This is a genomic window from Kribbella turkmenica, from assembly GCF_004348725.1.
Lineage (GTDB): Bacteria > Actinomycetota > Actinomycetes > Propionibacteriales > Kribbellaceae > Kribbella > Kribbella turkmenica.
Genome location: NZ_SMKR01000251.1, coordinates 1 through 7527 on the forward strand (window position 1 = coordinate 1; position 7527 = coordinate 7527).

Annotated in this window: 8 protein-coding genes; 3 read left to right on the forward strand and 5 right to left on the reverse strand. The window is 68.8% G+C overall.

What is annotated here, in order from left to right; translation table 11 throughout:
- Positions 1–15: 15 nt before the first annotated feature.
- Complete coding sequence (locus E1218_RS38020) at positions 16–138, forward strand: hypothetical protein (RefSeq protein ID WP_325052877.1); 123 nt, start codon at positions 16–18, stop codon at positions 136–138.
- Between the two features lie 46 nt (positions 139–184).
- Positions 185–409, forward strand: a complete 225-nt coding sequence (locus E1218_RS33910) for a hypothetical protein (protein WP_132327136.1) — start codon at positions 185–187, stop codon at positions 407–409.
- 42 nt (positions 410–451) lie between these two features.
- On the opposite strand, the gene E1218_RS33915 is transcribed toward E1218_RS33910, so the two are convergent.
- The 4 genes from E1218_RS33915 to E1218_RS33930 all read right to left on the reverse strand — a co-directional run bounded on the left by E1218_RS33915 (position 452) and on the right by E1218_RS33930 (position 4425).
- Complete coding sequence (locus E1218_RS33915; protein ID WP_132327137.1) at positions 452–1105, reverse strand: Rid family hydrolase; 654 nt, start codon at positions 1103–1105, stop codon at positions 452–454.
- Positions 1102–2682, reverse strand: coding sequence for a flavin monoamine oxidase family protein (locus E1218_RS33920; protein ID WP_132327138.1), 1581 nt, complete (start codon positions 2680–2682; stop codon positions 1102–1104). The genes E1218_RS33915 and E1218_RS33920 overlap by 4 nt, the downstream gene beginning before the upstream one ends.
- Positions 2683–2796: 114 nt before the next feature.
- Entirely contained in the window at positions 2797–3567 is a 771-nt protein-coding gene (locus E1218_RS33925; RefSeq protein ID WP_132327139.1) for a S1 family peptidase, read from the reverse strand.
- A 30-nt stretch (positions 3568–3597) separates the two neighbouring features.
- A complete protein-coding gene (locus E1218_RS33930; RefSeq protein ID WP_132327140.1) occupies positions 3598–4425 on the reverse strand; it encodes an EamA family transporter in 828 nt (275 codons plus the stop codon).
- Positions 4426–4493: 68 nt separating this feature from the next.
- Here E1218_RS33930 and E1218_RS33935 point away from each other — a divergent pair, with 68 nt between their 5' ends.
- Positions 4494–6167, forward strand: coding sequence for an alpha-amylase family protein (locus E1218_RS33935; RefSeq protein ID WP_132327141.1), 1674 nt, complete (start codon positions 4494–4496; stop codon positions 6165–6167).
- A 47-nt stretch (positions 6168–6214) separates the two neighbouring features.
- Here E1218_RS33935 and E1218_RS33940 read toward each other — a convergent pair whose 3' ends face one another.
- Positions 6215–7153: a zinc metalloprotease gene (locus E1218_RS33940; RefSeq protein ID WP_132327142.1), complete on the reverse strand. Its 939-nt coding sequence runs from the start codon at positions 7151–7153 to the stop codon at positions 6215–6217.
- Between the last annotated feature and the right edge of the window lie 374 nt (positions 7154–7527).

Here is a 7527-nt window from a genome sequence, read left to right on the forward strand (position 1 = left end):
ATCGCCGACGAGGAGATCGCCAAGCTCGGCGACGACCCGGACCGCTTCGAGGCGGCCCGGGAGCTCTTCCTCGAGACCGCGCTGGCCGACGAGTACGCCGACTTCCTCACGCTGCCGGCGTACGAGCGCATGCCCTGAGCCCGATCCGAGCTCACATCCGGCGCGGGACGGCTAGGCTGCGGAAATGGTCAGCATTGTGTTGCGGATCCGGCTCCTGAGTGGTGACCAGTTGGATGTCACCTACGAGACCGGTGATGCGGTCGACGACGCCGATGCCGTCGAGAACGCTGTCGCCGCGTTCACGACCGATGACGGCGTCCTTCGATGCCGGCACGGCGACCGGCTCCTCGTGCTGTTCGCGCGCGGCGTCGCGGCGGTGGAGGTCGCGCCGCGAGGTGCTGTGCTGTGAGACCGGATGCCCCGGCGGGTCGGCCGGGGCATCCGGCCGGGGTCACCGGGCCGGGTAGGCCGCGTCGACCTCGACCTCGACGAGCCAACCGTTGACCGGCAGGTTCTCGATCTCGAGTGCGAAGCGGGACGGACGCGCCTCGTTGACCACGAACGGCTTGGCGGGCGCCGCTGTGCCGAGGGGAACGGGGACGTACCTGCCCGTGGTCAGGTCGGTGTTGGCGAAGTACTGACGGTAGGCGCGGTTCCAGCCGGCGAAGTCGGCGGTGGCCGCGCCCGCCGGGTTCTGCAGGAAGACGCGCATCGTGTAGACGTCGGCGTACGAGAGGCCCTGGGCGTGCAGGTTCTCGCCGATCCGCCGGAGGACGTTGATGCCCTGTGCCTCGGTGATGGTGACGCCCGCCGGCAGCGCGCCACCGGGGAAGACAACGGTGTCGACGTACGACGCCTCCGACCCGGCGGGAGCGCCGGTGTTGAGAGCGGACGGGCCCAGCCCGCTGGTCTTGTAGACGGGCGTGTTGGCCCCGATGCCGACGCCGTTGGCGATCATCGGGTTGGACTGACCGGCGGGGAGGACCGGTACGACGGTGCCCGGGCGTGGTGGTTTCGGCCGGTCCCACCAACCGGCGGCCCCGGCGGTGAACGAGCACGAGGCGATCACCACGACGACGAACCCGATCAGGAGTTTGCGCTTCATCTGCTGGTCACCCGACTGTGCAGGGCGGTCACGGCCGCCCGGGCGGAGACCATCGCGCCGTGCTGCCAGGCGATGGTGTGGGACAGGTGGTCACCGGCGAAGTAGATGTTGCCGGTGGCCTCGAGCAGGCGGGCGTAGATCCCGTCGGTCTGCGACGGCCAGCTGACCCAGGCACCTTCGGAGTACCGGGTGCCCAGCCAGTTCACCGAGAAGGCCGCCTTGACGTCCTTGCCGTACACGTCGCCGTGGATCTTGGTGCCCTGCATCAGGGCGCGTTCGAGGCGCGCGGCCGGCGTCAGCGCGCCGTACACATTGGCGTTCGCGCCGGTGTTGTAGTAGCCGATCACGGTGCCACGCCGGCCATGGAACCCGGCTGACGGGTACCAGGTGTTGACCGTGTCGAGGTTGCTGTTGGTGATCCCGCCGTAGATCCGGTGGTCCTCCTCCCACCAGCGCCGGCCGTACTCGATGCCGATCTTGCCCGCGTTGACCGGACGGGCGTACTTCAGCGCCTCGAGGATCGGTGCGGGCAGGTTGGACGGAACCTTCGCGGCCAGGTGCGGCGGCAGCGTGCAGATGGCGTAGTCCGCGGTGACCACCCGGATCCGGCTGCCGGCCCGGAAGGTGACCTCGACACCTGTCGTGGTGTTGCGCAGACCGGTCACCTCGGCGCCGTACTGGAACTTGTCCCGGCCGATCGCCTTCTCGAACGCGTACGGGATCCGGTCCATCCCGCCCACCGGCTGGAACATCATCATTGCCTGGTCCCAGCCGAACTCGAACGAGAAGTAGTTGCCCACGCCGCTGGCGAACACGTCGCTCAGTGCGTACGGCGCTGCCGTCGTGCCGCCCTCGAGACCCGCGCCGGGCTCGACGACGTAGCCGCGACGGCCGCCGGTGCCGGTGTAGGCGAACCCGGCCGCCTTGTTCCCGATCGCGCCGAAGCTGCTGAGGAACCCGATCAGGGCCTGCTTGTCGGCGGCGGTCAGCTGACCGTCGAGTGCGCCCTGGTCCGTCGCCTTGGCGAGCATCTCGGCGACGTAGCCGTAGGCGTCCGCCTTGGCGGTGCGGTGCCGGATCGGCTTGTTGGACAGGGCTGTGGTGCCCTCGCGGTAGAGGTAGGCGTCCGCGTTCTGGTTGATGAAGGGCTCGATCGCCACGCCGAGCTCGCGGCAGTAGTCGAGCGTGACGTGGTGCTGCGGCAGCCGGGCCGGTCCGGCGTTCATGTACTGGCCGGACGAGAACGTCGCCCGCTGCGTGTGGCCGGCAAGGTCGGTCTCGACGGTGCCGCCGCGCACCGTCCAGTTCCGGCCGCCGGGGCGGCTGCGGGCTTCCAGCAGGGTGACCTCGTACCCTGCCTTCTGCAGTTCGTACGCCGATGTCAGGCCGGCGATCCCGGCGCCGAGGATGACGACGTGCTTGCGGCCGCGGCCGTTCAGGTCGGCTCGCGACGGGGCGGCGTACGCGGGAGTCTCGGCGACGCTCGTGAGGCCGAGCGCCGACATCGTGGAGTACATGACACCGGCTCCACCGGCGATACCGACCTGTTGCAGGAACTGACGTCTGGTCTGCGCCATGCCTTCTCCTCACTGGGCAACTGGGTAGCTGACCAGAAAGGTAAGGACATGATGTTTTCCCGCTGTGTCCGCGCCGTGACGAGCTGAGATCGGTACTGACAGGTATGTTTCGGGTTAACGAACCTGTTGGCGCAGGGTCGCCGCGGCGGAGGCGATCTCGGCGTACACGCCGGGGTAGCTGGGGTCGGCGCAGCCCTTGCCCCACGAGACGGTGGCCAGCAGACGGCCGTTGAGGACGAGGGGACCGCCGGAGTCGCCCTGGCAGGCGTCGCCGGTGCCGTTGCCGGCGCAGACGTTCGCGGCGGCGGCGTACCCGTTGGCGACGTACTCCTTGTTCGCCAGGCATCTGTCGTCGCCGAGATCGGGCACGGCGACCTTCTGCAGGGTGTCGTCCGGTCCGGTGCCGGCGGTGTCGCCCCAGCCGTAGACGGTCGGCACGGCGCCTTTCCGGTCGGCCTTCGGGTTCGTCTCGAGCGCGATCACCGCGACCCGCCGGAACGGCTCGGCGAGGGTGAGGATCGCGAAGTCGTTCCGGTTGTCCGAGGTGTTGTAGCCCGGGTGGATCCAGATCTTGCTGATCCCGGACGACCGTCCGGTCGAGGTGTCGTTCAGGTCCGCCCGGCCCTGGATCGCGGTGTACGTCGACAGCGGCTTGGTCATGCAGTGCGCGGCGGTCAGCACCTTGTCCGGCGCTATCAGTGCGGCACCGCACCACCGTCCGGTCGGCCGCGACGACTGCGAGTTCGTCAGCACCACCGCCCACGGTGCCTCGCTGACACTCGCCAGCGTTCCCCCGACGATCATTCGCTTGTCCACCGCGGCAGACACCGACCCGGCAGAGACGAGCACCAGGACCCAGGCCAGCACGACAGCACGCTTCAGCATGGGATGAACCTACTCCAAGTGACCGAATGATCACAGTGAGATCAGTACGACGGTCAGCGCGGCGAGTCCCAGCCCGAGCAGCAACCGTCGCGTCACCGGCTCGTGGAAGACGGCGATCCCGGCCAGCACCGGAACGACCGGGTACAGCGAAGTGAGCACCACTGCGATCGACAAAGCCTGCTCCCGACTGGCGAACCAGAAGGCGGCGATCGCCACGGTGCCGAGCACGCCGGACAGCACCGCGATCCCGAAGGTGCCCTTCCGCATCCGCAGCCGGTCGGGGCGAGCGGCCCACGGCGCCACACTCAGTACTGCGCCGATCCGGTTGAACACCAACGGCCAGAGCCCAGCGGCCGGGTCGGCCTGAGCGAGAGCCAAGTACTGCAGGGAGAACGCCGCACCGGACAGCAAGGCCCACCGTGCCCCGGCTGCCGACCCGCCACGGGGACCCGCCTTGCTGGTGATCAGCCAGAGCGCCGGCACCGAGAGTGCGAACCCACACCACGCCGCCGGGCCGATGTGGTCGCCGAGCAGCGCCACCCCGATCAGCACGGGGACGGCCACACCGGCGACATCACTCAGCGGTACGACGATGCTGAACCGGCCGACGCTCATCGCCTGGAACAGGAACGCGGCACCCAAACCGGTGCCGACTCCGGCCAGCGCACCCCAGCCGAGCGCTGTCCACGTGACCGAAGGCGCTGCCACCAGGAGAGCGGCCGAGGCGGTGAGAACGACTCCGGCCAGTTGACCGACGAACGCCACGACGGTGCTGTGCAAGCGACGGGACGCGATGCCGGCGGCGATGTCGGACAGCCCGAACGCCAGCGCGGACAGCAGAGCGAGCGCGACACCCATGCTCTCGGTGGTACCCAAGTGGTCTGGTCGCAGGCATGCGACCCGGAGGGGCAGGGCACAGAGGTGCCATGAGGCTGACCGAGACAGCAGACGTCTGGTGGAAGAACGCGGTGGTGTACTGCCTCGATGTCGAGACCTTCTTCGACACCGACGGCGACGGACGCGGTGACCTGCGCGGGGTGAGCCAGCGGATCGACCACCTGGCCGAACTGGGAGTGACGTGCCTGTGGCTGATGCCGTTCTACCCGACCCCGGACCGCGACGACGGTTACGACATCACCGACTTCTACGGTGTCGACTCGCGGCTGGGGACCCACGGTGACCTGGTCGAGCTGATCACCCTCGCCCGGGACCGCGGTATGCGGGTGATCGCCGACCTGGTCGTCAACCACACGTCCGACAAGCACCCGTGGTTCCAGAGTGCGCGATCCTCCCGGCAGTCGCCGTACCGGGACTGGTACGTCTGGCGGGACGAGCCGCCGCCGGACGGCGACAAAGGGATCGTGTTCCCCGACCAGGAGACCAGTCTCTGGGAGTACGACGAGAAGGCCGGCCAGTACTACCTGCACAGGTTCTACAAGCACCAGCCGGATCTCGACATCACGAACCCCGAGGTCCGCGACGAGATCATGCGGGTGATCGGGTTCTGGCTGCGGCTCGGGCTGTCCGGGTTCCGGGTGGACGCCGTACCGTTCCTGATCGATCCGTCGGGGTCGCTCGACGCGACCGAGCTGCCGGATCCGCACGACTACCTGCGCGACCTGCGGGCGTTCCTGTCCCGGCGCAGCGGTGAGGCGATGCTGCTCGGCGAGGTCAACCTGTCGTACAAGGAGACCCGGAGCTTCTTCGGTGACGAGGACGGCGACGAGTTGACCATGAGCTTCGACTTCATCGGCATGCAGAAGCTGTACCTGTCACTGGCGCGCAACGACCCGGCCGAGGTGACGAAGGCGTTGCGGGAGCGGCCGGACCCGCCCGAGGAGGCGCAGTGGGGCACGTTCGTGCGCAACCACGACGAGCTCACGCTGGACAAGCTGACCGACGAGGAGCGTCAGGAGGTCTTCGACGCGTTCGGCCCGGAGGAGAGCATGCAGCTCTACGGCCGAGGCCTGCGGCGCCGGCTGCCGCCGATGCTCGGCAACGACCCGGCCCGGCTGAAGATGGTCTACAGCCTGCTGTTCTCGATGCCCGGGACGCCGGTGCTGTTCTACGGCGAGGAGATCGGCATGGGGGAGAACCTCGCGGTCGAGGGCCGGAACGCCGTCCGGACGCCGATGCAGTGGACGGCCGACGCGAACGGCGGATTCTCGGTCGCGGAGCCGACCGACCTGACCGCTCCGCTCCCGGATGGCGACTACAGCCCGGAGCATGTCAACGTCGCGTCGCAGCGCCGTGACCCGGACTCCTTGATGAGCTGGATCAAGCTGCTCGCACAGCGCTACCGCGAGTGCCCCGAGCTGTCCTGGGGTGAGTGCACCGTCCTCGAGCACGAGTCGCCGTCCGTGTTCGCCCATCGCTCGGACTGCGAGGGCGGCACGATCGTGGCCGTCCACAACTTCGCCGCCGAGCCGGCCAGGGCGACTCTCGCGATCGCGGGCGCCGGAGTCGGCGTACGTGCTGTGGACCTGTTGTGCGACGGGACCGAGGACATCGGCCCGGACGGGACGTTCGAGCTGGACCTGGAGCCCTACGGCTGCCGCTGGCTGCGCGTCATCCGTCCGGGCGACCGGTACATCGTGTGAAGGTGGCCACCCCGGCCACGCATGCCGGGGTGACCACGGCTACGACCTTAAGCCCTGTAAGCGGTCCACATGTCGCTGATGCGGGTGCTCTGGCCAGGAGTGAACTGGTTGTAGCAGGAGTCGTACGAATAGTCCATGTAGTTGTGGATCGGGTCGAGGCCCGGCAGTGAGCAGGAGTCGCGGCCCTCGGGGCAGCCGTTGGTGGAGCTGCTCTGCGCCGGCGTGTCGGTGACCTCGTCGTTCGTGCTCGTGCAGCCGCCCTGGAACGTGTGGTACAGCCCGAACCAGTGGCCGGCCTCGTGAGTTGCGGTCTCACCGAGGTTGTAGTTGGCGATGCCGCCACCCGGCAGCGAGTCGTAGTGCACGCGGATGCCGTCGATCTTCGGGTTGCGGTCGTAGTCCCACGGGAACGTGGCGATGCCGAGGTAGGCGAAGTCCACCAGCCAGATGTTCAGCGCGTTCGCTCCGCCCTTGCGGGTCTGCTTGCGGTAGCTGCTGCTCTGCCTGTCCTTGTGCCACTGGTTGTTGTTGTACCGGAACGTCCCGGCCAGCGTGAACGTGAAGCCGGTGTTCGCCGCGGCGGACGACTCCTGACCGGCGAACGTCTCGTTGAGCACGGCCAGCTGCTGGGTGATCTGGCTGTCGGTGACGTCGCCGTTGCCGGCCGCGTCGCGCATGACGTGGACATAGACCGGCACGTTCGCGGCCGCCAGCGCACCCTTCGGTACGCCGATACCGCGGGCGGCCTTCGCCTTCAGCAACTGCGCGGTCCGGGCCTCGATCGCCTTCTGCTCGGCGGGCGACACCTCCCGGGTGTCCGGACCGTGGCTACCCCTGGCCGAAGCCCCGGCCGGCGGCACGAAGCAGTCCGCCGCCAGGTCGGCGGGGAGTTTGGCGGTCGCCTGACCACCGAGTGGGCTGAAGACGAGCGCCGTACCGGCCAGCAGGACCGCCAGGGCGCGGGGACGGGTGATGAAAGGTCGCATGGACTGCGCTCCTCGGATCGGGCCGCTGGGCGGGCGGCCGGTTGCCGGGAATACTGCGCAGGAACTCCACCGCGGTGGAAGCGATCGCCGATGATTCTGCGGCGGTCTAGGGAAATCCTTCGGTCCGCGTGCGGCCCCCGTGCGACTGGACCAGGCCGACCGGATACTCGATGTGCTGCCGCCGACCCAGCCGCCCGCGCCGCTCGCCGACCTTCGCAGTACCCAGACATGGCACCGATGGACGGGAACAGTCGGAACGGGTAGCGCGGGCGCAGATGGTCGAGCTGGGGTGGCGGCCCGGAGAGGCACTTGAGGTATTGCCAAGATGACTGTGGGTCATCTACCGTCCAAGCAGCAGCGGCTGGGGGGCCGCC